The following is a 24,926-nucleotide window of genomic DNA, read 5'->3' as shown; positions in this document are numbered from 1 at the left end:
CGGCTCATTCGTCCATGGCCGGCTGCTCGGGCACGGGCAGCGAGATGCTGAAGACGGTGCCCGGCCCGGGCTCTGCCTGTGCCACCTGCAATCGGCCGCCATGGGCCTGCACGATGCGCTGCGCCAGCGCCAGCCCGAGCCCCATGCCGAACACGGCGCTCTCCGCCTGCCCGCGGGTAAAGGGTTCGAACAACTGCTCGACAGGCAGATGCACCGGCAGGCCCGGCCCGGCATCCTGCACGCTCAGCACGCAGTCGCTGCCCAGCACGCGCGCGGCCACGATGATGCTCGTGCCCTCGGGCGTGTATTTGATGGCGTTGTCCAGCAGATTGACCAGCACCCGCTCCATGAGCACGGCATCGAGCTGCAGCAAGGGCAGATCGGCCGGCAGCGAGGTCTGCAGCACATGAGCTGCCAGTCGCTCGCGCATCTGCGCCAGCGCACTGCCGACCAGCTCGTCCACCGGCAGCCATTCGCGCTTGAGCTGCACGCCGCCCTGCTGCAGGCGTGCCATGGCCAGCAGGTTGTCCACCAGCTGCTGCAGCGCCTGGGCCTGATTGCGAATCTGCAGCAGCATGTGATGCGCAGGCCCCTGGGGCGCATGCGGCAAGGCCGCCTGGGCGGCTCCCAGAATGCCCGTCAGCGGCGTGCGCAGATCGTGCGAGACGGCCGAGAGCAAGGTGTTGCGCATGCGCTCGCCCTCCATGGCAATCTGGGTCTGCTGCGCCACTTCCACAAAATGCACGCGCTCCAGCGCCAGTGCGATCTGGCTGGCACAGGCATCGAGCAGGCGGCGCTCCTCGGGCACCCGCAGTTTCTGCGGCGCGCGCAGCTGCAGCACCAGCACGCCGCGCGAGCGCACGGGCGCCATCAGCGGCACATACAGCGCCGGCGCGGCGGCCAGGGTATCGGTGCCGTAGCCGGCCATCTGGCCATGCTCCATGCTCCAGCGGCCCACGCTGGTATCGATCGGACCCTCGCTGCCCTGCGCCAGCTGCAGCTGCTCGTCGGCATCGGGCACCAGCAGCCCGGTCTGGGCGTCGAAGACGCCTGACATGGTGGTCAGCGCAATGCGCGTGACCTGCTCCTGCGTCAGCGCACCGGACAGATCGCGCGCCAGCCTGGCCAGCGCGCCGGCCCGCCTCTCACGCTCTGCGGCCACGCGCGCCTCGTGGCGCAGCCGCGCCGTGAGCTGGCCGCAGACCAGGGCCACGCCCAGCATCAGACTGAAGGTGAACAGATACTGGGTATCGTTGACGCTGAAGGAGTTGCGCGGCGGCACAAAGTAGAAGTCGAACAGCAGCACCGACAGCAGGGCCGCCCAGGCACCAGGGCCCCGTCCCCAGCGCACGGCGGACAGCACCACCACCAGCAGGAACAGCATGACCACATTGGCCGGATCGAAGACCCGCAGCAGCAGCTCCGCCACCGCCGTGGCGGCCAGGCAGGCCAGGGTCACGCCCACATAGCCCTTCCATGGAATGGTCTGTTCACGCGCTGCCGGCAAGCGCAAGGCGCTTTCATTGTTGCTCTGCTTGACGGACAGCAGCAGCACGTCCAGGCCGGGATCGAGCGCGGCAATCTGCTCGGACAGGCTGGGGGAGCGCCAGCGCAGCCAGCGACTCAAAGGTTCATGCACCCGTGCCAGCACCAGATGGCTGGCATTGCGCTCACGCGCAAAATCCACCAGGGCCTGGGCCACTTGGGCGCCGGGAATGGTGGCCGTTTCCGCCCCCAGACGCGCGGCCAGCGCCAAAGTCCTGAGCACGGCTTCCTGGGCCGCACGGGGCCGATGCTGGCGCTCGGGCGCATCCACATAGACCACCACCCAGTCGGCCTCCAGCCTTCTCGCCAGTCGTGCCACCTGGCGCACCAGGGCATCGTCGCCGGCGCGCCCGCCCACGCCCACCAGCAGGCGCTCGCGCGTCGGCCAGACATCGTCGATGGCACGCTCGCGGCGATAGTCGCGCATGTCCTCATCGACCCGGTCTGCCGTGCGGCGCAAGGCCAGCTCGCGCAGCGCCAGCAAATTGCCCTGGCGGAAGAAATTGCGCGAGGCCCTTTCGGCCTGCTCCAGCGGATAGACCTTGCCCGCCTTGAGGCGCTTGAGCAGCTCCTCGGGGGGGATGTCGACCACGATGACCTCGTCGGCATCGTCAAACAGATGGTCGGGCACGGTCTCGTGGACCTGTATGCCCACGATGCCGCCCACCACATCGTTGAGGCTTTCCAGATGCTGGACGTTGAGCGTGGTCCACACCTCGATTCCCGCTTCCAGCAGCTCCTGCACATCCTGCCAGCGCTTGGGATGGCGCGAGCCGCTCACATTGCTGTGCGCCAGCTCGTCGAGCAGCAGCACTTCCGGGCGCCGCGCCAGTGCCGCATCCAGATCGAACTCGTCCAGTTGCCGGCCCTGGTAGACCAGCTGACGCCGCGGCAGCAGCTCCAGGTCATGCAGCTGCTGCTCGGTCTCGGCACGGCCGTGAGTTTCCACCAGCCCCACCAGCACGCTGCGCCCGGCCTGGCGCTCGCGCTGCGCGGCCGCCAGCATGGCATAGGTCTTGCCCACCCCGGCGTTGGAGCCGAAGTAGATGCGCAGCTTGCCACGATGGGCGCGCTGGCTGTCGGCCTGCAACTGGGCGAGCAGTGCGTCGGGATCGGGGCGCGACGCGGCGGAGGTGTTGGTGGATGAAGGCATCGGACGATCAGCGTATCACTCAAACCCGCTCAGAATGCGGCACTCAGTCCGAGCAACCAGCCGCTGCGCCCCAGATCCCGCCACTGGCCCAGGCCGTTGGCAGCACTGTAGAAGCGGGCATCGGCCGAGGTGCCGACATAGGCCAGCGAGGCCGTCCACGCGCCCCAGCTCCTGGACAGCGAGAGCCGCCAGTCGGCATAGGAAACATCGCTGTAATTGCGCACCCAGGTATAGCCGCCATGCAGACCCAGGGTGGCGATATCGGCCAGCGGATGCTGATAGTTCAGATCCAGATACTGGCTGCCTCGGCTGCTGCCCGATGGGCGCAGCGCCGACGCGAAGGCTGAAGCCGCCGTGCTCTCTCCCAGCCCGAAATAAGGCGTCAGCGCCACAGACCACTTCGCGCTGAAGCCGCCATGCGCTGCGCCCAGGTAGAGCTCGGTGGTGTCAAAGCGCCTGGCAGTGCCGTCATCGGCCATCAGCCTCGCGCCGGGGTATCGGTAGTGCAGCAGCCCGGCGTCGAGCTGCCAGCCGGGCGCCACATCGCCGCGCCAGCCGCCGTAGATATCGTGCTCCAGCCCCTGGCCCCGGCCGTAGCTGTGGGTCGAGACATTGGACAGCGAAGTGCCCAGATACCAGCCGCGCGGCAGGGCCAGCTCCACACCACCCTGCACGGCCGCCCCCTGCCAGGTTTGCGAAATGCCGCGAAAGCGATAGTCGCTGAGCAGGCCGAGCGAACCGGTGACGGGCGGCTTGTCGGTAGCCTCGTCGGCAGGAGTCTGGGCCCTGGCGGGGGTGGCGCCGGAAGCAGCCATCAGCAGCAAGGCGCTTGCCACGGCCAGGAAGGGTCCGGCCAGAAATTTCTTCACGGGAGATTGAGACATAGGAAATGCGAAAGAGACAGGGCGGCCCCGGCTGCACGTTTCTCGGCAGCCAGGCAGCCCGGAGGAGCCCCGAAAGGCAAAAGGCTCAGACCAGATGGAGCGCGGTCAACAGCAGGTCGATGAGCTTGATGCCCACAAACGGCACGATCAGCCCGCCCAGGCCGTAGATCAGCAGGTTGCGGCGCAGCAATATGGCGGCGCCCACGGCGCGGTACTGCACGCCGCGCAAGGCCAGCGGCACCAGGGCGATGATGATCAGCGCGTTGAAGATCACGGCGCTCAGGATGGCGGAATCCGCGCTGTGCAGCTGCATCACGTTGAGCGAGGCCAGCTGCGGATAGGTACCCACAAAGGCGGCCGGAATGATGGCGAAATACTTGGCCACATCGTTGGCAATGCTGAAGGTGGTCAAGGCCCCGCGCGTCATCAGCATCTGCTTGCCGGTCTCCACCACCTCGATCAGCTTGGTGGGGTTGGAGTCGAGATCGACCATGTTGCCGGCTTCCTTGGCGGCCTGGGTGCCGCTGTTCATGGCCACGGCCACATCGGCCTGGGCCAGGGCCGGCGCATCGTTGGTGCCGTCCCCCGTCATGGCCACCAGACGACCGGCCGCCTGGTGCGAGCGGATCAGCTGCAGCTTGTCCTCGGGCCTGGCTTCGGCCAGGTAATCGTCCACCCCGGCCTCGGCGGCAATGGCGGCCGCCGTCAGCGGGTTGTCGCCCGTCACCATCACCGTCTTTATGCCCATGCGGCGCAGCTCGGCAAAGCGCTCACGCATGCCTGGCTTGACGATGTCCTTGAGCTCGATCACGCCCAGCACCTTGGCGCCATCGGCCACCACCAGCGGCGTGCTGCCCTTGCGCGAGACGTTATCCACGGACAGTTGCACCTGGGCCGGGAAGCTGCCGCCCAGCGCCTCGACATGCCGGCGCACAGCATCGGCAGCGCCCTTGCGCAAGCTGCGCAGGCCTTGAGCGCCCTGCAGATCGACCCCACTCATGCGCGTCTGTGCGGTAAAGGGCACGAACTCGCCCGGGAAATCGGCGCTGCTGCGCTCGGGCAGGCCATGGCGCTCCCTGGCCAGCGCCACCACACTGCGGCCTTCGGGGGTTTCATCGGCCAGCGAGGACAGCTGGGCCGCTTCGGCCAGCTGCGCGGCGCTCGTTCCCGGCGCCGGCAGGAAGTCGCAGGCCTGGCGGTTGCCCAGGGTGATGGTGCCGGTCTTGTCCAGCAGCAGCACGTCCACATCGCCGGCAGCCTCCACGGCCCGCCCTGAGGTGGCGATGACGTTGGCCTGCATCATGCGGCTCATGCCGGCCACGCCGATGGCCGACAGCAGGCCGCCGATGGTGGTCGGAATCAGGCAGACCAGCAGCGCAATCAGCACGGCGATGCCGACCACCGAGCCGGTGCCGGCCTGCGTCACCGCAAAGACCGAGAACGGCCACAGCGTGACGATGACCAGCAGAAAGACCAGCGTCAGACCCACGAGCAAGATCGTCAGCGCCATCTCGTTCGGGGTCTTCTGGCGCTTGGCCGACTCGACCATGGAGATCATGCGATCCAGAAACGACTCGCCGGGGTTGACCGTGACCTCCACCACCAGCCAGTCCGACAGCACGCGCGTGCCGCCAGTCACCGACGAGAAGTCGCCGCCGGCCTCGCGGATCACGGGAGCGGATTCGCCGGTGATCGCGCTTTCGTCCACCGACGCCACGCCCTCGATCACCGTGCCGTCGAGTGCAATCGTGTCACCGGCCTCGACGAAGATGACCACCCCCTTGCGCAGCTCGCTGGCGCGCATGGGAATCCAGGAGCTGCCGAAATGCGGCTGCTGCAGCAGCTTGGCCACGGTATCGCGCTTCATGCCGCGCAGGCTGGCGGCCTGCGCGCGGCTGCGGCCCTCGGCCAGGGCCTCGGCAAAGTTGGCAAACAGCACGGTGAACCACAGCCACAGCGCAATCGCCAGCACAAAGCCGCTGTTCTCGCTGCCCGGCTCCATCAGGCTCTGCCACCACAAGAGACTGCTCAGGATCGCACCCAGATACACCACAAACATCACCGGGTTGGCCCACTGCGTGCGTGGCGAGAGCTTGCGCAGCGCATCCCAGAGCGCCGACTTCACCAGCGCGGCGTCAAGCAGGCTGCGGCCTGCCGTCATTTTTCTTGCGCTCATGGCTTACTCCTTCGCGGCGCTGTTGGCGGGCTGCAAGGCATCCAGCGCCAGATTGAGTTGCAACACGTTCACGCGCGGCTCGCCCAGCAGGCCCAGGCTGCGCGGTTCGGTGGCCCTGTCCATCAGTTCCACAAGCCTGGCCTCGGGCAGCTGGCGCGCCTGTGCCACGCGCGGCAGCTGCAGCCTGGCATTGGCCAGCGAGATATGCGGGTCCAGGCCCGAGGCGGAGGCGGTGACCGCATCCACCGGCACCGCCAGATCTGCGGCCATGTCGTTATCGGCGCGGTACTGGGCGACACGCTGCGCCACGGCTTCGGACAGGTCCTTGTGCGTCGCCCCCTGGTTGCTGGCACCGGAAAGCCCTGCGTTGTAGGCAGCGGCAAGGCTTGCACCCTCCTGGTTCGGATCCGGCGCCATGGTGGCGCTGGGCCGACCGTGGAAATACTGTGGCCCGGTGAACTGCTGGCCGATCAGGGCCGAGCCCACGATCAAGCCCTCGCGCTCGATCAGGCTGCCATTGGCCGCATGGGGAAACAGCGCCTGTGCTACGCCCGTGGTCAGCAGGGGATAGGCAATGCCCGAGACCACCATCACCAGCAAGGCGGCACGCACGCTGGAGCCCAGCAGCCGGGGCCAGGAAGCGGCTTGCGCCTCGGGCTGCGTTGTTGCATGGCCGGGCTGCACCGAGGTGCAAAGAGTTTGAGTCGATGTTTTCATGTTTGCTCCCCGGTCTGCAGCCGCAAAAGGACTGCAGACCATTGGCATCACTTGGAAGAAGGCGTCAGGCGTAGAGCTGACCCACCAGCATTTGCAGCTGCTCGATCACGGGACCCAGGGCCAGTGCCGGCAGAAAGGTGAGACCGCCCACCACCAGCACCACGAACACCAGCAGGCCCATGAACAGCGGTGTGGCCGTGGGGAATGTTCCCGGCCCTGCGGGCACGGTGGCCTTGGCCGCCAGGCTGCCGGCCACGGCCAGCATGGGCAGCAGCGTCAGAAAGCGTCCCGCCAGCATGGCCAGACCCGTGGTGGTGTTGAAGAACGGGGTGTTGGCGTTCAGCCCGGCAAAGGCCGATCCGTTGTTGGCAGTGGCCGATGCATAGGCGTAGAGGATCTCCGAGAAGCCGTGCGGGCCGCGGTTGTTGAGACTGGCAACGGCATCGGGCCAGAGCGCGGCCAGCGCCGTGAATCCCAGAATGCAGGCCGGCGGCACCAGCACTGCGAGCATGACCAGCTTGATCTCGCGCACCTCGATCTTCTTGCCCAGGAATTCCGGCGTGCGGCCTATCATCATGCCGGCCAGAAACACCGTGAGGATGGCGTACTGAATCAGATTGATCAGCCCCACGCCGTCGCCGCCGAAGACGCAGTTGAGCATCATCTGGGCCAGCGGTGTGATGCCGCCCAGCGGGGTCAGCGAATCATGCATGGCATTGACCGAGCCCGTGGTGGCCGCGGTGGTGGTCGCCACGAACAAGGCCGTATCGGCAATGCCGAAGCGCAGCTCCTTGCCTTCCATATTGCCGCCGCTCTGGGTCAGGCTGTACTGCTGATCGGCTCCAGAGCGCGCCAGCAGCTGGCTGCCGTTCTGCTCGGCCACGAACACCAGGCTCAGAAAGCCGACGAACATCACCATGCAGGCTGCAAACAGCACCCAGCCCTGCTTGCGACGCAGCAGCATGGAGCCGAAGGCGTAGGTCATGCCCGCAGGAATCAGCAGCATCGAGAGGATGTGCAGCAGATTGGTCAGCGGCGTCGGGTTCTCGAAGGGATGGGCCGCATTCATGGCAAAGAATCCGCCGCCGTTGGTGCCCAGATGCTTGATGCTTTCCAGGCTGGCCACCGGCCCCATCAGCAGCTGCTGACGGCCTCCTTCGAGCGTCGTCGCCACGGCTTCGGCATGCAGGGTCTGCGGAATGCCCTGCCAGACATAGACCAGGGCCATGATGAAGGACAGCGGCAGCAGCACGCGCCAGAACACGCGCACGAAGTCGACCCAGAAGTTGCCGACATCCTTGCTACTGGATCGTGCCAGTCCGCGCACAAAGCCGGCACCGGCAGCGACACCTGTGGTGGCACCGGCAAACATCAGAAAGGTGATGACCACCATCTGCGTTGCATTGCTCAGGCTGTTCTCACCCGAGTAGGCCTGCCAGTTGGTGTTGGTGATGAAGGAGGCGGCGGTGTTGAAAGCCAGGTCGGGCGCCTGCGCCGCAATCTCCAGCGGATTCAGCGGCAGGGCGCCCTGCAGGCGCAGCAGCCCGTAGCCCAGCAGCATCATCAGCGCATTGCTCAGCACCAGGGCTGCGCCATAGCGCTGCCAGCCCATGCGCTCCTGCGGGTTCACGCCCATGGCACGGTAGCTCAGGCGCTCCAGCCAGCCGTGGTGCTCGCTGGTAAAGCAGCGAGCCAGCCATTGGCCCATGGGAATCGTCAGCAAGGTCGCCGCCGTCAGCACGGCCGCGAATTCCATCCAGGGTAGCCACATGATCCACCCCTTTCAGATACGCGCCAGGGCGCGCACAAAGCCCAGCAGTCCGACAAAGCAGACCACGGTCAGACTCACAAAAACAAGGTCTTGCAGCACTTGCATGGCGCCCCCTTCAGAATTTCTCGGGGCGCAGCAGCGCATAGCCCAAATAGGCAAACAGCCCCAGCGCCGTCAGGGCGGCCAGGGCTTCGATCCAGGTGATGCTCATTTCATTCCTCCCGCAAGCCGTTCACGCGGCTTGATTGCGATGGAGGAACTGTAGGAATTCGCCCGTCAAGAACGGGTAGAGATTGGGCTTGCCGATATCAAGACGGCATCAAGACGCGGCCCGGTTCGCGGCTGCTACCTTGGCCAGCCACTGCACGCGCAGGGCCAGCACGATGACCAGCGCCAGCACGGCCAGGGCCACGGAGCCCACGCCCGTCCAGCCCCAGCGCGACCAGAACCAGCCCGCCCCGGCCCCCAGCACGCTGGAGCCCATGTAGTAGCCCCAGAGGTATAGCGACGAGGCATGGCCTTTGGACTGGGTGGCCAGCCGCCCCACCCAGCCGCTGGCCACCGAATGCGCGACAAAGAAGCCGGCCGTCAGCAGGACCATGCCGGTCACGATGGCGGCCAGCGGCGGCAACAGGGTCAGCACCACGCCCACGGCCATCAGCAAAGTGCCCGCGACCAGCACCGGCCCGCGACCCAGCCGGTCGGCCAGCCCCCCGGCAATCGGCGACGCCGCCGTGCCCAGCAGATAGGCGTAGAAGATATGGCTGATCTGCAACTGGCTCAGACCATAGGGCGATGCACTGAGCAGAAAGCCGGCATAGTTGTAGATGCTGACAAACACGCCCATCAGGCCGAAGGCGATCAGGAACAGCAGCGGCAGGCCCGGGTGGTGCAGATGCCGACCCCAGGCCTGCAGGTGGTATCTGGCGCCCAGCCCGGTCTTCTTGATGAAGTTGCGCGAATGGGGCAACAGCCAGACAAAACCCAGGGCGGCCAGCAGATCGAGCACCGAAAGCACCGCCATGGCGTGGCGCCAGCCCCAGAACTCGGTCATGGCGCTCATGCCGACCCGGCCCAGCATGCCGCCCAGCGCCGTGCCGCCCACATACAGGCCCATGGCAAAGCCCAGGCCGGGCGGATCGATCTCCTCGGACAGATAGGCCATGGCCACGGCGGGCACGCCGCCCAGCAACAAGCCTTCCAGCGCGCGCGCGGCCAGCAGCGCATGCCATTGCGGCATGAATGAAGCCAGCAGATTGCACAGCGCCGCCAGGGCCATGGAGATGAACATCAGCTTGCGCCGCCCCAGCCCCTCGGACAAGGCCCCAGCCAGCACGATGGATCCGGCCAGGCAGGCCGTGGAGACCGACAGTGCCAGAGCGCTCTGGGCCGGACTGATGGCAAAGCTGTGGACCAGCTCCGGCAGCAGCGGCTGCACGCAGTACAGCAGGGAGAAGGTGGCAAACCCCGCCAGGAACAGCGCCACGCTGACCCGCCAGTACTCGGGTGTGCCGCGCTTGATCCATACCGGAGCTGCAGTGGCAGGAGACTGGTTAGGTAAGGAGGTATTCACATCCTGCGGGGCGCTGTTCATGAGGGAAAAATGAGGGCCGGAAACAAGGCCCCTATTGTGCTGTGCATCTGCCAGTTGCCGGAGCCAGCGGCCTTGGGCAATGGCGTCGACCGGCCCGCATTTCCGCAGCGGCTCCAAGAATTGGCCCTGCCGTTAAAATAAGCGCCCTCAAGACTTATTCACAGGTCTGCCCTGCATGGGTGCGGGCCTGGTGCGGCAAACGGACCGCTGCACCTTTTGTTGTCACAGCCGGCGTTCTCCGGCTGTATTTACAGCTCTCAATACTGTGTCATACGCCCCAGAAACCCGGCGCCGTCGTACGTTCGCCATCATCTCCCACCCGGACGCGGGTAAGACCACGCTGACCGAAAAGCTGCTGCTGTTCTCGGGCGCGATCCAGATTGCCGGCGCCGTCAAGGGCCGCAAGGCCTCGCGCCACGCCACCTCCGACTGGATGGAAATCGAGAAGCAGCGCGGCATCTCGGTGGCCTCGTCGGTGATGCAGATGAGCTACCGCGACCATGTGATCAACCTGCTCGACACTCCCGGCCACAAGGACTTCTCGGAAGATACCTACCGCGTGCTGACGGCCGTGGACTCTGCGCTGATGGTGATCGACGCGGCCAACGGCGTTGAATCGCAGACCCGCCGCCTGATCGAGGTCTGCCGCCAGCGCAACACGCCCATCATCTCCTTCGTCAACAAGTTCGACCGGGAAGTGCGCGACCCGCTGGACATCATGGACGAAGTCGAGCGCGAACTGGGCATGCCCTGCTGCCCCATCACCTGGCCCGTGGGTCAGGGCAAGAGCTTCGGCGGCATCATCAATCTGCAGACGCAGAGCATGACGGTGTTTGCCGCCGGCAGCGAAAAGCGCCCCGAAGACTTCGAAGTCATTGCGCTGACGGAAGTCGACAGACTGCGTGCCCGTTTCGGCCAGGCCTACGACGATGCCATCGAGAGCATGGAACTGGCCCAGGGCGCATCGGCCGAATGGGACCACCAGGCGTTTCTGGACGGCAAGCTGACCCCCGTGTTCTTCGGCTCCGGCGTGAACAACTTCGGTGTGATGGAAGTGCTGAACGCCGTGGTCGACATGTCGCCCCCGCCCGGCCCGCGCGTTGCCTTCACCGAAGTGAACCGCCAGCGCGAAGAAGTCACCATCAACCCCGAAGACAAGACCTTCGCAGGCGTGGTGTTCAAGGTGCAGGCGAACATGGATGCCAATCACCGTGACCGCATCGCCTTCGTGCGCGTGGCCAGCGGCAAGTACACCCCTGGCATGAAGATGAAGGTGCAGCGCACCGGCAAGGAACTGCGCCCCACATCCGTGGTGACCTTCATGTCGCAGCGCCGCGAAGCCGTCGACGAAGCCTATGCGGGCGACATCATCGGCTTCACGATTCACGGCGGCGTGCAGCTGGGCGACTCCATCACCGATGGCCCCAATCTGCAGTTCACCGGCCTGCCCTTCTTCGCGCCCGAAATGTTCATGACCGTGGTGCTCAAAAACCCGCTGCGCACCAAGCAGCTGCAGCAAGGCCTGATGCAGCTGGGCGAGGAAGGCGCGATTCAGGTCTTCAAGCCCGATGTCGGCGGCAACATGCTGCTGGGCGCCGTGGGTCAGCTGCAGTTCGAAGTGGTGCAGCACCGCCTCAAGACCGAGTACGACTGCGACGTCCGCCTGGAAGGCTGCCAGTACACCGGTGCGCGCTGGATCACGGCCGACTCGCCCGCCGAGCTGCGCGAGTTCGAGAACGCCTACCCCATGCGTCTGGCGCATGATGCGGCCGACACCCTGGCCTATCTGTGCACCAGCCCCTATGACGTGCGCCTGGCCCAGGAGCGTTTCCCCAAGATTCATTTCCACCCGCTGCGCGAGCATGCGGGCCTGGCACTGGGCTCAGCGAACTGAGCGCGATCACCCCCTGAGGCGCTTCGCGCCTTCCCCCTCTCTGGCTTCGCCGCAGGGGGACGACGCCCTGAGCGTAAGGGGCGGCCCTTGTTCGGCGTCCCGCCGATGGGCCGCGCCAGGTTCAAGCGTCTTTTGCAATGCATTGAGAGTTTGTTGTGAGCCAAGAATTTCTGCGTCCTTTGTCTGAGCTGCAGACACCTGCCAAGCTGCTGGGCGTGCTGACCGATATCGACGACACGCTGACCACCGACGGCGTGGTGCCCGAGCATGTGGTGGCCGCCATTGCGCGCCTCAAGGATGCGGGCCTGAAAGTGGTGCCCATCACCGGCCGCCCCGTCGGCTGGAGCGTGCCGTTTGCATCGGCCTGGCCCGTGGACGCCATCGTGGCCGAGAACGGTGCCGTGGCCCTGCGCCGCAATGCCCAGGGCGGCCTGGACAAGCTCTACCAGCAAGCGGCCGACGAGCGCGCCCGCAACTTTGCCCGCATGCAGCAGGTGCTCGAGCAGATCGAGGCCACCGTGCCCGGCGCCAAACGCGCCACGGACTCGGCCGGCCGCGAATGCGATATCGCCGTGGATCACAGCGAATTCACGAACCTGCCCCAGGCACAGATCGATGAATGCGTGGCCATCATGAAGGCGGCCGGCATGAATGCCACCGTCAGCTCCATCCACATCAACGGCTGGTTCGGCGAGCACAACAAGCTCGAAGGTGCGCGCTGGATCACGCGCGAGCTGTTCGACATCGATCTGGACGCCACGCTGGCGCGCTGGGTGTATATCGGCGACTCGACCAACGACCAGCAGATGTTCGAGCACATGCCCCACAGCGTGGGCGTGGCCAATATCGCGCGCTTCGTGCCCCAGCTCAGGCATCTGCCGCGCTATGTGACCACGGCCGAGCGCGGCGACGGCTTTGTGCAGCTTGCCGATCAGTTGCTGGCTCAGCAAAAATAGTAGCTGTAACCGCTTATTGCTTAACGATTTCAATATCAAAACGATCTGAAATCGTTTTAGAACAAGCGCAAGCAGCTCTCATTTTCAAAGGCCTCCGTGCTTGTCGGCACAGAGGCCTTTTTTGACGCCCATCCATCGCCAAACACGATGCACCCACCCGTACAAGACGACCCCCGGATGCGTAAAAACCCACGGTTGGCACTCACTACAATTTTTGATTCATTTCAAAACATTTCTGAGAGACCAACACCATGCGCATGATTCGCCGCACCTTCGTCGCCACGGCCGTGGCAGCAACAGCCGCCCTGACCGCAGGCACTGCATTTGCCCAGGGCAAGGAAGTCAAGATCGGCTATGCGCTGGCCGTCAACTCCCACTACGGCGCTGCCGCCAACGCCTGGGCCGAAGGCGTGGAAAAAGGCACCAATGGTGCCTACAAGTTCAAGCAGTTCCCCGCCTCCGCCCTGGGTGGCGAGCGTGAGCTGATCGAAGGTCTGCAGCTGGGCACCGTGGAAGCCGCCATCGTCTCCACCGGCGCCCTGAGCAACTTCGTGCCCGATGTGGGCGTGGTGGACATCCCCTTCCTGTTCCGCGACACCCAGCACGCACGAGCCGTGATGGACGGTGCCTTCGGTCAGGACCTGCTGGCCAAGTTCCAGAAGCGCGGCCTGATCGCGCTGGCCTGGGGCGAGCAGGGCTTTCGCCACCTGAGCAACAACAAGCATGCCGTCAATGGCGTGGCTGACCTCAAGGGCCTGAAGATCCGCGTGACCGAGAACCCCGTGCACATCACGGCCTTCCGCACCCTGGGTGCCTCGCCCACCCCCATGTCCTGGCCCGAAGTCATCGGTGCGCTGCAGCAAGGCACGATCGACGGCCAGGAGAACCCCATCTCCGTGCTGGTGTCCGCCAAGCTGTGGCAAGTGCAAAAGCACCTGACCCTGACCTCCCACGTCTACGCCCCCATGGCCCTGATCGTGTCGCCCTCGTTCTGGGGATCGCTGAATGCCGCCCAGAAGACCGCCTTCACGGAAGCCGCCAAGAAGGGGGCGCTTGCCTCGCGCGCCTTTGTGGACAACGTGGAGAAGAAGGGCGTTGAAGAAGCCAAGGCCAACGGCATGAAGGTCGTCGAGAAGGTCGATCAGGCCGCCTTCCGCACCGCGCTGGAGCCCGCCTACAAGGAATACGCCAAGAAGTTCGGCCAGAAGACGCTGGACTCCATCACCGCCGTCAAGTAAGCAACGGCACCATGGGACGGCCTCCGCTGAGGCTGGTCCATGCATTTTTCTCACTCCTGGGCAAGGCAGGTCCTTGCCCGGCTGCGGTCAGCACGAATGGACTTGCGCCAATTCCCGCCGATGATGACGCAGCCTTCAACTCCGTGACGCAGCCGGCTCTTGCGGCAGGCTTCGCCGCTGCCTCTGCTCACCCCCATTCCTATGCTTGATCGTATCGAACGCACTCTCGTGGCCGGCAATCGCTGGCTGCTGATCTTGCTGCTGCTGGCCATGGCCTGCATCGTTTTTGCCAATGTGGTGCTGCGCTACACCACGGGCGACTCCATCGTCTGGGCCGAAGAAGTGGCCCGCCACATGATGATCTGGGTCACTTTTCTGGGCTCCGGCCTGGTGCTGCGCTTTGGCGGCCATGTGGCCATCGACAATCTGCACCGCAGCGTGAGCACCCGCAAGGCGCAGGCCATGCGCGGCTTTGTCGTGCTGATCCTGGCGGTCTTCTTTGTCGTGATGACCGTGACCTCGTCGCAGTATGTGTACGCCACACGCTTTCAGACCACGGCGGCCACGGACATTCCGATCTCCTATATCTACGGCGCCATGCCTGTGGGCTTTGTGCTGATGCTGATCCATCTGCTGTTCATCGCACGCGGCTACATCACCGCAGGCAGCTACGCAGAGTCGGATGAAATGGATGCGGATGCCGCAGCGTCTATATGAAACACCCCCTGAGTCGCTGCGCGCCTTCCCCCTGGAAGGGGGACGACAGCCTAGCTGCGGGGCGGCCCTTGCTCGCTGTCCCTGGCCTGGGTCAGCCCAGTTTTATGCATTGCGCCACGAATCTGAGTCGCTGCGCGCCTTCCCCCTGGAAGGGGGACGACAGCCTCGCTGCGGGGCGGCCCTTGCTCGCTGTCCCTGGCTTGGGTCAGGCCAGTTTTATGCGTTGCGCCGCGAATCAAGGTCGCTGCGCGCCTTCCCCCTGGAAGGGGGACGACAGCCTAGCTGCGGGGCGGCCCTTGCTCGCTGTCCCTGGCCTGGGTCAGCCCAGTTTTATGCATTGCGCCGCGAATCTGAGTCGCTGCGCGCCTCCCCCCCTCTCTCGGTTCGCGGGAGGGAGACACACCTCGGTGCGGGGCGGCGCGGCCGGCATAGGCCCTTCCTCGGTGTATCTCACTTGGGGTGCGCCAGTTTCATGCGCTGCGCCATGAATCACTGATCGATTGAAACATCATGGGTATCACTTTATTTGTTGCCATCATCGCCCTGCTCACGCTGGGCTTTCCGGTGGCGTTTGCGCTGGCCATCTCGGCAGCCCTTGCAGTCTTTGTCGGTGGACGTTATCCACAGCTGATCGTCTTCAAGGAAATGTTCACGGGCATCGACAGCTTTCCGCTGATGGCCGTGCCCTTCTTCATCCTGGCCGCAGAGCTGATGTCGGGCGGTGCGCTCACGGCCGTGCTGCTGCGCTTTGCCGCCCAGTTCGTCGGCCATCTGCGCGGCGGCCTGGGCTATGCCAATGTGCTGTCGCTGACCATGTTCTCGGGCATCTCGGGCTCGGCCCTGGCCGATGCAGCCGGCCCCGGCTCCATGATGGTCAAGATGATGGACAAGGCCGGCTACAGCCGCCCCTATGCAGCCGCGCTGACGGCCAGCACCGCCATCGTGGGCCCCATCATTCCGCCATCGGTGAGCATGATCATCTATGCGCTGCAGGATGAGAATGTGTCCGTGGGCGGCCTGTTCATGGCCGGCTTCATTCCCGGCATTCTGATCGCGCTGGCCATGGCGGCCGTCAACTGGTGGGTCTGCAAGAAGCGCAACTACCGCAGCACCGAGCCGCGCCCTTCGGCACGCGAGATGTGGAGCACCAGCTTCAAGGCCATCCCCGCGCTGATGCTCATCGTGCTCATCGTGGTCGGCATCCGCTTCGGCATCTTCACGCCCACGGAAGCGTCCGTCGTGGCCGTGTTCTATGCCCTGGTCTGCGGCAAATGGGTCTACCGCACGCTCAAGTGGTCGGCCCTGCCCGGCATCCTGGCGCGCTCGGCCATGCTCACGGCCTCGGTGCTGCTGGTGATGGCGACCTCGGCAGCATTTGCCTGGGTGCTCACGGTGGAAGGCATTCCCCAGTATCTGTCCGGGCTGATCGTGAGCTGGGAGCTGTCGCCCGTGATGTTCCTGATTGCCGTGAACATTCTGCTGCTGGTCTTCGGCATCTTCATGGAGCCGCTGCCCGGCGTGATGATTCTGGTGCCCATTCTCGCGCCCATCGCCTTCAGCCTGGGCATCGATCCCACGCACTTCGCCATGGTGGTGATCGTCAACCTCACGCTGGGCATGATCACGCCACCGGTCGGCGGCCTGCTGTTCGTGACCGCCGTGTCCACGCGCGTGTCCATCACCGAGCTGACGCGCGAGATGCCGCTGTTCCTGCTGGCCCACTTCGTCGTGCTGTGCCTGCTGACCTTTATCCCCGAGCTGTCGACCTGGCTGCCGCATACGCTGGGCTTCCAGTAAAGCGGACTGTGCTGGACCACAAGGCCTGCGTGCATCACGTGGGCCTTTTTTTCGATCAAATAATCGGTGCTGCAGCTCCATGAACACCATGCACCTGCCTTTGCTGAAATGGCGCGGGTGATGCGTGATGATGGTGAGGTGAGTTGTGGAAGGGCGCGCTGCATGCGCCGTATCGACCGCCCTTGCCTGCGCGCTACAAGCGACGTTCACTCACTTCCACGCGAGCGCCCAGACCCTCGAAATGCTGCACCAGGCGGTCTTTTTGCAAGGCGCTGACGCTATCGTCCAGCAGCGTCAGCGGCAGCCGGGTCTTGAGTTTCAGCAGCTCCTGCACAGACATCGTCGTGAAGATTTTCCTGAGCGCCAGCATGACCCTGGCCGGATCGGGCCCCAGCTCCAGCAGGCGCACGGTGTAGAAGATGATGGAAGAGCGTGTTTCACGCGGTACCAGTGGCGCTTTGGCTGCCTTGGGCTGCACGTGCGCCATCAACTCCTCGAGCGAGGCAAACAATGGCCTGGCCGCGCGGTGCGGCTCGTCATGCCACTTCCACAGCACAGGCACTTCGGGCCGGCTCATGTCACCGATCAGCGGGTCGCCATCCAGGCCATGGGTCAGCACCAGCCAGTGCGGGCTCCAGCCATCCGCCACCGCACCATCGATCCAGCGCAGATCACCGGGCGTGCTGGCCTTGAGGTCCAGGCCGAAGCGGTACTCACCAGTCTGAGACCACAGCCCGGTCGTATCGGTGGCACGCTGCATCGCGAGCCAGTTGCCCGCGCCTTCACGCCATGCAGGAAGCTGCAACCACGGCAGCGCATCCTTGCAGCCACGCGCCCACGTCATCCAGGCCTGCACCGCCGGCGGCAGCGGTGGGCGCGCGATCTGCGCCATCCACGCGACACGCGAGGCGGCCAGCTCCGCCGGTGCAGGAAAGCTGCTGCGCGAGAAAGACATGGTGCGCGCCGCCTCTTACCGCGCCAGCACCGGCGCCAGTGCCTTGCCGGTGTGGGTGCCGATGCCGACCAGATCCTCGGGGGTTCCCGTGGCCACGATGCGCCCGCCGTCCTTGCCGCCTTCGGGGCCCAGATCGATGATCCAGTCCGCCTCGGCAATCACGTCGAGGTCATGCTCGATGACTACCACGCTGTGGCCGCCATCGACGAGTCGGTGCAGCACATGGATGAGCTTGTCCACATCGGCCATGTGCAGGCCCACAGTGGGCTCGTCCAGCACATACAGCGTGTGCGCAGCCTTCTGTCCGCGTCGGCCGATATCGTCGCGCACCTTGGTCAGCTCGGTCACCAGCTTGATGCGCTGGGCCTCGCCGCCCGACAGTGTGGGCGATGGCTGGCCCAGGGTCAGGTAGCCCAGACCCACGTCTTTCAGCAACTGCAGCGGATGGGCAATCGAGGGCATGGAGGCGAAGAACTCCACGGCCTCATCGACCTCCATCTGCAGCACATCGCCAATGCTCTTGCCGCGCCAGGTCACGGCCAGCGTTTCGGGGTTGAAGCGTGCGCCGTGGCAGACTTCGCAAGGCACTTTCACATCGGGCAGAAAGCTCATCTCGATGGTGCGCACGCCCTGGCCCTCGCAGGCCGGGCAACGGCCTTCACCGGTGTTGAACGAGAAGCGGCCGGCCGCATAGCCGCGTGCCTTGGCCTCCAGGGTCTCGGCGAACAGCTTGCGAATCGTGTCCCAGAAGCCGATATAGGTCGCGGGGCAGGAGCGCGGCGTCTTGCCGATCGGAGTCTGGTCGACTTCGAGCACGCGATCGATGGTCTCGAAGCCCTTGAGCCCCTTGCAGCCCACGAGCGCCGGCGACTTGCCGGCATCCATGGCATCGCGGCCGGCCTTGGTCGAGCGCTGCTGCACCCAGGCCGCCACATTGCTCAGCAGCACATCGCGCGCCAGCGTGGACTTGCCCGAGCCCGAAACCCCGGTCACGGCCACCAGCCGCTCGAGCGGAACGCGCGCGTCCACATTCTGCAGATTGTGCAGATTCGCGCCCAGCACCGTCAGCCAGTGCAATGCGTCGCTCTCTTGCTGAACCACATTTTCATTAGCAGCTACCGCTTTCTTTTTCTTGGCTTTGGATGGCTTCTTGTCTGAAGCCTCCATATCGCCAGCGTCAGAAGCTTCTGCATCGATAGCAGCCGGCTGTACCGGAGGCTGGCCCTCTCCCACCCACAGACGTGGCTTGAAAGGGTGGCGCATGGCGTGCAGCAGATAGCGCCCGGTGACCGAGTCCTTGGCCGCCATGATGTCGGCAACCGTGCCCTCGGCCACCAGACGGCCGCCGCGAATGCCGGCGCTGGGGCCGATATCGATCACGTGATCGGCGCGGCGAATCGTGTCTTCGTCGTGCTCCACCACCACCAGCGTGTTGCCCTTGTCGCCGAGCTTGTGCAAGGCATTGAGCAGAATCTGGTTGTCGCGCGCATGCAGGCCGATGGTGGGTTCGTCCAGCACATAGCAGACGCCCTGCAGATTGCTGCCCAGCTGTGCGGCCAGACGGATGCGCTGGGCCTCGCCCCCGCTCAGGGTGGGGGCGCCGCGGTCCAGCGTCAGATAGTTGAGACCGACTTCTTCAAGAAATTCGAGACGGCTCTGGATCTCGGGAATCAGATCGCGCGCAATATCGGCTTCGCGGCCCGTAAGCTCCAGACTCTGTATCCAGCGGCGCACATCGCTGACCGACAGCTGGGCGATATCGGTAATCGCCTCGTCGTGAAACTTCACGGCTCGCGCCACGGGGTTCAGACGTGTGCCGTGGCACTTGGGGCATTCCACCTCGGCCAGATCTTCCACTTCCTGGCCCTCGAACTTCACCTCCCGGCCACGGTTGTCGTCGGCCAGCAAGGTGTCGTCATAGACCTTGCGCTGGTCCTTGGTCAGCTTCACGCCCGTGCCCACGCAATCGGGGCACCAGCCATGCTTGCTGTTGTAGGAGAACAGACGCGGGTCCAGCTCGGCATAGCTGGTGGCGCAGACCGGGCAGGCACGCTGGGTGGAGAACACCTGCAGCGCGCCGATGCCGGCCGTGCTCCGGCCGCCCTGCATGGCGTCGGCCAGGTTCTCGATGCCGGACAGCACATGCAGCACGCCCTTGCCGATTTCCAGTGCCTGGCGCAGATGGCCGCGCAGCTCCTTCTCGTTGGCTGCGGTCACCGTCACGCTGGCCACGGGCAGCTCGATGGTGTGTTCCTTGAAGCGATCTATGCGCGGAAAGCCCGTGGTCGGCAGAAACTCGCCGTCCACGCGCAGATGCGTGTAGCCCTTGGGTCTGGCCCAGTCGGCCAGCTCGGTATAGACGCCCTTGCGGTTGACGACCAGCGGACTCAGCAGGCCTATGGTCTGGCCGCGGAAATTCGTCATCAGCTGCGCGGCAATGCTTTCCTCGGTCTGCGGCTGCACGATGGCATCGTCGTGGATGCAATGCTGCACGCCCAGCTTCACATAGAGCAGGCGCAGAAAGTGCCAGATCTCGGTGGTCGTGCCCACCGTGGACTTGCGACCGCCGCGCGACAGGCGCTGCTCGATGGCCACCGTGGGCGGTATGCCATAGACCGCATCAACCTCGGGACGGCCCGCAGGCTGCACGATGGAGCGCGCATAGGCATTGAGCGATTCGAGATAGCGGCGCTGGCCTTCGTTGAACAGGATGTCGAAAGCCAGCGTGGACTTGCCCGACCCCGACACCCCGGTCACCACATTGAACTTGCCGCGTGGCACATCCACACTCAGGGACTTGAGGTTGTGTTCCTTGGCATTGACGATCTCGATCGCGTTCTTGGCCTGCGGCGCCTTTTCGGCCTGGGCCTTGCGCTGCGGCTTGTAGAGCATGGGAGCGACTTCGCGCACCGCCTCGCCGCCCACGCCCATGGCCAGGTCGTATTCGCGCAGGGCCTGGGCCGTGTGCGACTCCTTCACATGGCGCACCTCCTCGGGCGTGCCCTCGGCGACGATCAGACCGCCGCCATCACCGCCTTCAGGGCCCAGATCGATCAGCCAGTCGCTGGCGCGAATCACGTCCAGGTTGTGCTCGATGACGATCAGCGAGTGGCCCGCTTCCAGCAGCTTGCGCAATGCGCGCATGAGCTTGGCGATGTCTTCGAAATGCAGGCCGGTCGTGGGCTCGTCGAACAGGAACAGCGTGCCTTTCTTGGCCAGCGACTGCTTGGATTTGGACTGCGCCTTGGCCGCCTCGGCCAGAAAGCCTGCGAGCTTGAGGCGCTGGGCCTCGCCGCCCGACAGCGTGGGAACCGGCTGGCCGAGCTTCACGTATTCCAGGCCCACATCGACGATGGGCTGCAGCGCGCGGATCACGTCGCGGTCCTGCGCAAACAGCAGCGCGGCTTCGGCCACCGTGATTTCCAGCACATCGGCCACATTCAGCGGCTGGCCGTTGCGCTCGATTTTCACTTCCAGAATCTCGGGGCGATAACGCGTGCCGTTGCAGTCCGGGCAGCGCAGATAGACGTCCGAGAGGAACTGCATCTCCACATGCTCGAAGCCCGAGCCGCCGCAGGTCGGGCAGCGGCCGTCGCCGCTGTTGAAGCTGAACTTGGCAGCGGTGTAGCCGCGCTGGCGCGACAGTGGTGCCACGGCGAACAGCTCGCGGATCGCATCCCAGGCGCCCACATAGCTGACCGGGTTGGAGCGCGCCGTCTTGCCGATCGGAGACTGGTCCACGAACATCACATCGGCCAGATGGTCTGCGCCCAGCAGGCGCTCGAATGCGCCTGCGGCATCGGTGGGCTTGCCGAAGTGACGCATCAGCGCAGGCACCAGCACATCCTGGATCAGCGTGGATTTGCCCGAGCCCGAAACGCCGGTGATGGTGACCAGGCGCTGCAGCGGAAAGTCCACGCTGATGCCCTGCAGATTGTGTTCGCGCGCGCCTTCGAGAATCAGGCGCGGCGTGCTCTCGGTCACCATGCGCTTGAGGCCGAAACCCACCTGCTTGCGCCCGCCCAGGTAGGCACCGGTCAGGGTATCGGCCTGGCGCAGATCCTCTGGCGTGCCGTCGAACACGATCTGGCCGCCGCGCGCACCGGGGCCAGGGCCCATGTCGATCATGCGGTCGGCGGCAAACATCACTGCCGGGTCATGCTCCACCACCACCAGCGTATTGCCCGCATCGCGCAGGCGCTGCATGGCCTCGGTGATGCGTTCCATATCGCGCGGGTGCAGACCTATCGATGGCTCGTCGAGCACGAACAAGGTGTTGACCAGCGAAGTGCCTAGAGCGGTGGTGAGGTTGATGCGCTGCACCTCGCCACCGCTCAGCGTGCGGCTCTGGCGGTCCAGCGTGAGATAGCCTATGCCCACATCGCACAGATACTGCAGCCGCGTCATGACTTCGGCATGCAGCATCTTCAAGGCCTGGGTTTCGCCATCGTTCCTGTCGGCTGCCTCGCTGGGCACCAGCTGTGCAAAGAACTCGCGCAGGCGCGTGATCGGCAGACGCATCAGATCATGCAGACACAGGCCTGGCAGGCTTTCCAGCTGCTCACGGCTCCAGCCCACTGCCTGCGGCATGAAGCGCTGGTATCTGCCGCTCTCGTCGCCGGGCGGCAGCACGGCATCCGCTGCCTGCTTGCTGCCAATGCGCCAGAGCAGGCTTTCGGTCTTGAGGCGGGCACCGCCGCAGCTCGGGCATTCGGTATAGCTGCGGTACTTGGACAGCAGCACCCGGATATGCATCTTGTAGGCCTTGCTTTCGAGGTACTCGAAGAAGCGGCGAATGCCATACCAGGTCTGGCTCCACTTGCCGTTCCAGTTGGGCGAGCCCTCGATCACCCAGTCCTTCTGCGCCTGGGTCAGCTTGGACCAGGCCGTATCGCGCGGAATGCCCTCGGCCTCGGAGTGGCGCATCAGGTCGTCCTGAATCTCCTTCCAGGCCGGCGTCTGGATCGGCTTGATGACACCGGTGCGCAAGGTGAGTTTTTCGTTCGGAATCACCAGACCCCAGTCCACCCCGATGACGCGCCCGAAACCACGGCAGGCATCGCAGGCTCCCACTGCGGAGTTGAACGAGAACAGCGAGGGAATCGGCTCCTGATAGGTCAGATTGCTTTCAGGGCAATGCAGACCCAGCGAGAACTTCCACAGCTCGGGCTCGGCCGCCTCTGCAGCACTCTCGGGCAGCACATACACCGTGAGCCTGCCGCTGCCGCGCTTGAGGCCCACCTCGATCGCCTCCATGGCACGGGCGCGCTCGGCCTTGCCGAGGCGAAAGCGGTCGGCGATCACATCCAGCACCTTGATCTTCTCGGGGGCTGGCTTGGCTTTTTTCTTGCCCTTGGCGACTTCGTCACTGGCCGCATGAGCGCGCTCCACCTCGCGCTCGGCCTGCACCTTGGTGAAGCCGCTGGCAGACAGCCATTGCTCCACCTCTTCGGCCGAGGTATTGGCCGGCAGCTCCACCGGGAAGGTGATGGCAATGCGCGGATCGCCCGCCGCCTCGCAGCGCTGGGCCAGTTCGGCGTAAATGCTGTCCGCCGTGTCATGGCGCACCGGCAGGGCCGTCCTGCTGTCAAACAGCTGGGCCGCGCGCGCAAACAGCAGCTTGAGGTGATCGTTGATCTCCGTCATCGTGCCCACGGTGGAGCGCGAGTTGCGCACCGGGTTGGTCTGGTCGATGGCAATCGCGGGCGGCACACCCTCGACCTTGTCCACGGCCGGCTTGTCCATGCGGTCGAGGAACTGCCGCGCATAGGCGGAGAAGGTCTCCACATAGCGACGCTGACCTTCGGCGTACAAGGTGTCGAACACCAGGCTGGACTTGCCCGAGCCGCTGGGACCGGTGACCACGGTCAGCTCACCGGTACGGATGTCGATGTCCAGATTGCGAAGATTGTGCTGGCGAGCACCACGGATACGGATCAGGCCCTGCGTCATGTTCTGCGGTCTTTTCAATGGAGGCCAAACATTCTAGGCAGTCCTGGCAAGAACCTGGGTTGCGCATGTGCATTAAGGTTTTGCAGCGGCCGAAAAAAAGCCCCGGCTTGCGGGGCTTTGCGCGGGTGCGGCAGTGTTCATTTGGACTCCGCCGGTGCATGGATTGCATCCGCACCATGTTTTTCGCCGCTCATGTCCACCTTGTCACCCGCCTTCATGATGACAAACAGCGCCACGGCGGCAAACACCACAAAACCAATCGCGAGCTTCCACATATCAGTCTCCAGAGTCGTTATGAAAAGCAGCCGTGGCGGCGGCTTGCGCCGCTACGGTCAGCACGACCATTGAGCCCCATCGAGTTTGCGCGTGGCTTACTACAGGTCGGGCTGCGCATAAGAAAAAACCCCATGCCTCGCGACATGGGGTATGAACTTGGAGTAATGGTCTGCATTATCAGCTGCAGCTGCTGGAGACACCGCTTGCGCGGTGCACAAATTAGAAGTTGTGGCGCACGCCCAGAGCGAAGGAGCTGAAGTCCGCGCCGGCAGCACCGGTCACATAGTTCGCACCCTTGCTGTTGTTCACCTTGGTGTAGTAGCCATAGACCTTGGTGCGCTTGCTCAGGTTGTAGTTGTAGCCCAGAGTCCACTGAGTGGCTGCAGAGTCGGCGATGTGGCTCCACTTGTTGGCGTGACCCACGTTGGCGTGGAACTCCGAAGCGCCCAGGGCATACATGGCCGACAGACGGAAGTTGTTGCGCGAGCCGGCGCCGGTGCCGGTGATCTGGTTGTCGTCCTTGTTGCGCTGGTAGTAGGCACCCAGAGTCACTTGACCGAAGGTGTACAGGCCGCGCAGGGCAGCTTGCCAGTTGTCGCCCACCTTGCTGAAGCCAGCGCCCAGGTGCAGAGGACCGGTGGCGTAGTTGGCGGCCAGGTCATAGCCGTTCTTGCGGGGACCGACCGTAGGATCCTTCTCGTGCAGCGACACGGAGGCATCCACCGTCAGACCGCCCATGCTGGGGGTGCGGTAGCCGACCTTGTTCTTGGTGCTCAGACCGCCGAACCAGACGGGATCGTAGTACAGCGCATCGGAAGAAGAACCGGTGTCGTGGTTGTGCATGCTGATGTAGTCAGCGGTTGCATAGTAGGACTCGGGCACGAAGTTGCCCAGACGGATCATGCCGAAGCCACCCGACAGGTTCACTTCGCTCTGACGGGCAAAGGACATGCCGGTCGTGGGATGGGTCCAGGCGGAACCGGTGCCGGTGTCGGAGTTGAAGCCGGACTCCAGCGTGAAGCCAGCCTTCAGGCCGCCACCCAGATCTTCGGTGCCGCGAATGCCCCAGCGCGAGGCATTGTTGTACAGGCCGGACACGGACTGATCACCGGACTTCTGACGCTCGACGGTGGTGTTGATACGGCCGTACAGCGTCACGCTGCTCTGTGCCATTGCAGTGGTCGCGCCCATCACAGCCAGTGCGGCCAGAGCGATGCGAGTCATCTTGGTCATTCAATGCTCCTATATCCTGGGATAGTGTTTTTGCACCGCATTGGCTTGTAGGTTGTTGGCCCTCTCGC

The 24,926-nt window shown here is 64.8% G+C and carries 16 protein-coding genes; 5 read left to right on the top strand and 11 right to left on the bottom strand.

Features of this window, described 5'->3' with window-relative positions:
* Positions 1 to 4 precede the first annotated feature (4 nt).
* The 7 genes from FSY59_RS05005 to FSY59_RS04975 all read right to left on the bottom strand — a co-directional run bounded on the left by FSY59_RS05005 (position 5) and on the right by FSY59_RS04975 (position 9,840).
* A complete protein-coding gene (locus FSY59_RS05005) occupies positions 5 to 2,698 on the bottom strand; it encodes a sensor histidine kinase KdpD (protein WP_148728611.1) in 2,694 nt (897 codons plus the stop codon).
* Between the two features lie 29 nt (positions 2,699 to 2,727).
* Positions 2,728 to 3,582 carry a TorF family putative porin gene (locus FSY59_RS05000; protein WP_148728610.1) on the bottom strand — a complete coding sequence of 285 codons (855 nt, stop codon included), beginning with the start codon at positions 3,580 to 3,582 and terminating at the stop codon, positions 2,728 to 2,730.
* 85 nt (positions 3,583 to 3,667) lie between these two features.
* Positions 3,668 to 5,758: a potassium-transporting ATPase subunit KdpB gene (kdpB, locus tag FSY59_RS04995; protein WP_148728609.1), complete on the bottom strand. Its 2,091-nt coding sequence runs from the start codon at positions 5,756 to 5,758 to the stop codon at positions 3,668 to 3,670.
* A gap of 3 nt (positions 5,759 to 5,761) precedes the next feature.
* Positions 5,762 to 6,475, bottom strand: a complete 714-nt coding sequence (gene kdpC, locus FSY59_RS04990; RefSeq protein WP_003059023.1) for a K(+)-transporting ATPase subunit C — start codon at positions 6,473 to 6,475, stop codon at positions 5,762 to 5,764.
* A gap of 64 nt (positions 6,476 to 6,539) precedes the next feature.
* On the bottom strand, positions 6,540 to 8,246 hold the full coding sequence (kdpA, locus tag FSY59_RS04985; RefSeq protein ID WP_003059025.1) for a potassium-transporting ATPase subunit KdpA: 1,707 nt from the start codon (positions 8,244 to 8,246) through the stop codon (positions 6,540 to 6,542).
* A gap of 115 nt (positions 8,247 to 8,361) precedes the next feature.
* Positions 8,362 to 8,457 carry a K(+)-transporting ATPase subunit F gene (gene kdpF / locus FSY59_RS04980; RefSeq protein ID WP_003059029.1) on the bottom strand — a complete coding sequence of 32 codons (96 nt, stop codon included), beginning with the start codon at positions 8,455 to 8,457 and terminating at the stop codon, positions 8,362 to 8,364.
* 108 nt (positions 8,458 to 8,565) lie between these two features.
* Complete coding sequence (locus tag FSY59_RS04975; RefSeq protein ID WP_148728608.1) at positions 8,566 to 9,840, bottom strand: MFS transporter; 1,275 nt, start codon at positions 9,838 to 9,840, stop codon at positions 8,566 to 8,568.
* Between the two features lie 265 nt (positions 9,841 to 10,105).
* Between FSY59_RS04975 and FSY59_RS04970 the strand changes: the two genes are divergently transcribed.
* The 5 genes from FSY59_RS04970 to FSY59_RS04945 all read left to right on the top strand — a co-directional run bounded on the left by FSY59_RS04970 (position 10,106) and on the right by FSY59_RS04945 (position 16,442).
* Positions 10,106 to 11,734 carry a peptide chain release factor 3 gene (locus tag FSY59_RS04970; RefSeq protein WP_043370764.1) on the top strand — a complete coding sequence of 543 codons (1,629 nt, stop codon included), beginning with the start codon at positions 10,106 to 10,108 and terminating at the stop codon, positions 11,732 to 11,734.
* 155 nt (positions 11,735 to 11,889) lie between these two features.
* Positions 11,890 to 12,690, top strand: coding sequence for an HAD-IIB family hydrolase (locus FSY59_RS04965; protein WP_043370762.1), 801 nt, complete (start codon positions 11,890 to 11,892; stop codon positions 12,688 to 12,690).
* Between the two features lie 251 nt (positions 12,691 to 12,941).
* Positions 12,942 to 13,928, top strand: coding sequence for a TRAP transporter substrate-binding protein (locus tag FSY59_RS04960; protein ID WP_003059037.1), 987 nt, complete (start codon positions 12,942 to 12,944; stop codon positions 13,926 to 13,928).
* A gap of 201 nt (positions 13,929 to 14,129) precedes the next feature.
* Entirely contained in the window at positions 14,130 to 14,645 is a 516-nt protein-coding gene (locus tag FSY59_RS04955) for a TRAP transporter small permease (RefSeq protein WP_148728607.1), read from the top strand.
* A 510-nt stretch (positions 14,646 to 15,155) separates the two neighbouring features.
* Positions 15,156 to 16,442 (top strand): TRAP transporter large permease, encoded by a 1,287-nt coding sequence (locus FSY59_RS04945; RefSeq protein WP_148728605.1) that lies wholly within the window; start codon positions 15,156 to 15,158, stop codon positions 16,440 to 16,442.
* A gap of 193 nt (positions 16,443 to 16,635) precedes the next feature.
* Here FSY59_RS04945 and FSY59_RS04940 read toward each other — a convergent pair whose 3' ends face one another.
* From FSY59_RS04940 to FSY59_RS04930, 4 genes are all read right to left on the bottom strand, one after another.
* Positions 16,636 to 17,397, bottom strand: coding sequence for a hypothetical protein (locus tag FSY59_RS04940; protein WP_148728604.1), 762 nt, complete (start codon positions 17,395 to 17,397; stop codon positions 16,636 to 16,638).
* A 15-nt stretch (positions 17,398 to 17,412) separates the two neighbouring features.
* Entirely contained in the window at positions 17,413 to 23,349 is a 5,937-nt protein-coding gene (gene uvrA / locus FSY59_RS04935; protein ID WP_148728603.1) for an excinuclease ABC subunit UvrA, read from the bottom strand.
* 137 nt (positions 23,350 to 23,486) lie between these two features.
* Positions 23,487 to 23,624 (bottom strand): hypothetical protein, encoded by a 138-nt coding sequence (locus tag FSY59_RS27340; RefSeq protein WP_003059044.1) that lies wholly within the window; start codon positions 23,622 to 23,624, stop codon positions 23,487 to 23,489.
* Between the two features lie 220 nt (positions 23,625 to 23,844).
* A complete protein-coding gene (locus tag FSY59_RS04930) occupies positions 23,845 to 24,858 on the bottom strand; it encodes a porin (protein WP_003059045.1) in 1,014 nt (337 codons plus the stop codon).
* Positions 24,859 to 24,926 lie beyond the last annotated feature (68 nt).

The organism is Comamonas sp. Z3, assembly GCF_008121565.1.
GTDB lineage: Bacteria > Pseudomonadota > Gammaproteobacteria > Burkholderiales > Burkholderiaceae_C > Comamonas > Comamonas brasiliensis.
Note: the sequence above shows the minus strand (reverse complement) of the source record. Positions and strands in the feature narration are given on the sequence as shown.

Coding starts and splice junctions, on each gene's coding strand:
- FSY59_RS04930 (WP_003059045.1), bottom strand. CDS start 24,858: ATGACCAAGATGACTCGCATCGCTCTGGCCGCACTGGCTGTGATGGGC.
- kdpC (WP_003059023.1), bottom strand. CDS start 6,475: ATGAAAACATCGACTCAAACTCTTTGCACCTCGGTGCAGCCCGGCCAT.
- FSY59_RS05005 (WP_148728611.1), bottom strand. CDS start 2,698: ATGCCTTCATCCACCAACACCTCCGCCGCGTCGCGCCCCGATCCCGAC.
- FSY59_RS04975 (WP_148728608.1), bottom strand. CDS start 9,840: ATGAACAGCGCCCCGCAGGATGTGAATACCTCCTTACCTAACCAGTCT.
- FSY59_RS04955 (WP_148728607.1), top strand. CDS start 14,130: ATGCTTGATCGTATCGAACGCACTCTCGTGGCCGGCAATCGCTGGCTG.
- FSY59_RS04960 (WP_003059037.1), top strand. CDS start 12,942: ATGCGCATGATTCGCCGCACCTTCGTCGCCACGGCCGTGGCAGCAACA.
- kdpB (WP_148728609.1), bottom strand. CDS start 5,758: ATGAGCGCAAGAAAAATGACGGCAGGCCGCAGCCTGCTTGACGCCGCG.
- kdpA (WP_003059025.1), bottom strand. CDS start 8,246: ATGTGGCTACCCTGGATGGAATTCGCGGCCGTGCTGACGGCGGCGACC.
- kdpF (WP_003059029.1), bottom strand. CDS start 8,457: ATGAGCATCACCTGGATCGAAGCCCTGGCCGCCCTGACGGCGCTGGGG.
- uvrA (WP_148728603.1), bottom strand. CDS start 23,349: ATGACGCAGGGCCTGATCCGTATCCGTGGTGCTCGCCAGCACAATCTT.
- FSY59_RS27340 (WP_003059044.1), bottom strand. CDS start 23,624: ATGTGGAAGCTCGCGATTGGTTTTGTGGTGTTTGCCGCCGTGGCGCTG.
- FSY59_RS04945 (WP_148728605.1), top strand. CDS start 15,156: ATGGGTATCACTTTATTTGTTGCCATCATCGCCCTGCTCACGCTGGGC.
- FSY59_RS05000 (WP_148728610.1), bottom strand. CDS start 3,582: ATGTCTCAATCTCCCGTGAAGAAATTTCTGGCCGGACCCTTCCTGGCC.
- FSY59_RS04940 (WP_148728604.1), bottom strand. CDS start 17,397: ATGTCTTTCTCGCGCAGCAGCTTTCCTGCACCGGCGGAGCTGGCCGCC.